Below are 452 nucleotides of genomic sequence, written 5' to 3' on the forward strand. Positions count from 1 at the left end.
TATATCGCCAGCGAGCCGCAACAGCCGTCGAGCGCGTGGCCGGAATTTATTCGGCTCGCCGATCTGCTCGAGGAAGCCGGCGCGCCTGTCGAGCCGCTCTTGGCCGGCTGCGTGTGTTGGCACCCGCGCGCTGATGGTGTGGCGATGCCGCAGGAACTGGCGGTCTATAGGCAGCTAGTCTCGTAGTTGCTGTCTCGGCCGCCGCTCGTAATCGGCGGGCGGCAGCGGGAAAATACTGTGCTTCGAGTCGGCCGACTTGGCGGCCAAGCTTAAAGGCGGCATAGGCGGCACCGATGGTGACAAGCAATCTGAGCATGGGGCTTTCTCCTCTAGAAGGAAATTGCGAGGCGCCACATGGTTCCAGAAACGCAAAACGGGTCGATGGTTGCCGCGGGGCTCATCCGCTGCATTTGGTCAAAATGACCACAATGATCGGGCTGACGATGCTGAGA

The 452-nt window shown here is 61.3% G+C and carries 1 protein-coding gene; it reads left to right on the forward strand.

Annotated features, from left to right (window positions below; all coding sequences use genetic code 11):
- Nucleotides 1-186, forward strand: a 186-nt coding sequence (locus EOA60_RS38075) for a hypothetical protein (RefSeq protein ID WP_164899969.1), incomplete at its 5' end; no start/stop codon positions are given.
- Nucleotides 187-452: the final 266 nt, after the last annotated feature.

The sequence above is a fragment of the Mesorhizobium sp. M1A.F.Ca.IN.020.06.1.1 genome, assembly GCF_004023265.1.
Taxonomy (GTDB): domain Bacteria; phylum Pseudomonadota; class Alphaproteobacteria; order Rhizobiales; family Rhizobiaceae; genus Mesorhizobium.